The sequence below is a fragment of the Pseudomonas sp. 2822-15 genome, from assembly GCF_002742515.1.
In the GTDB taxonomy this organism is placed as follows: Bacteria; Pseudomonadota; Gammaproteobacteria; order Pseudomonadales; family Pseudomonadaceae; genus Aquipseudomonas; species Aquipseudomonas salomonii.
The window spans coordinates 1-442 of sequence record NZ_LJRY01000148.1; the positions used below are offsets into that span (position 1 = coordinate 1).

Annotated in this window: 1 protein-coding gene; it reads left to right on the plus strand. The window is 31.9% G+C overall.

The window, feature by feature from the left end; genetic code table 11:
• Positions 1-442, plus strand: a 442-nt coding sequence (locus tag AOA59_RS01550; RefSeq protein ID WP_158235220.1) for an HAD family hydrolase, incomplete at both ends; no start/stop codon positions are given.

Genomic DNA, 442 nt, shown 5'->3' on the forward strand with positions numbered 1-442 from the left:
GAAATAGAGGAGTGGATTAAAGAAGGGTGTTCACCACCTATTTATATTGGAAATTTAAGTAATATTAATTTTAATAACGTTTTAAAGTATAGTGTACGTACTAGTTCAACTGATCATAAAATAATAGAATACTTTTCAAATGATGCAGAGATTATTATTTGGGATGATGGTTATGAAATCTTAGCTCGTCATGTATCAAAGTGGAGCGCGATCAAAGAAACTATAAGGGCTTATGGTATTCGAAAAGAAGAAATTGCAGCATTTGGAGATGGACCTAATGATATACAGATGCTTGAGAATGCTGGTATAGGTATTGCCATGGGCAATGCTAAACCTAATATTAAATCTTCTGCAAATTTTGTAACACTGAATCACAATGATAACGGATTAGCGGAATTCATAGAACAACATTTAATATATTCTGATATGTTGCATATGCAAT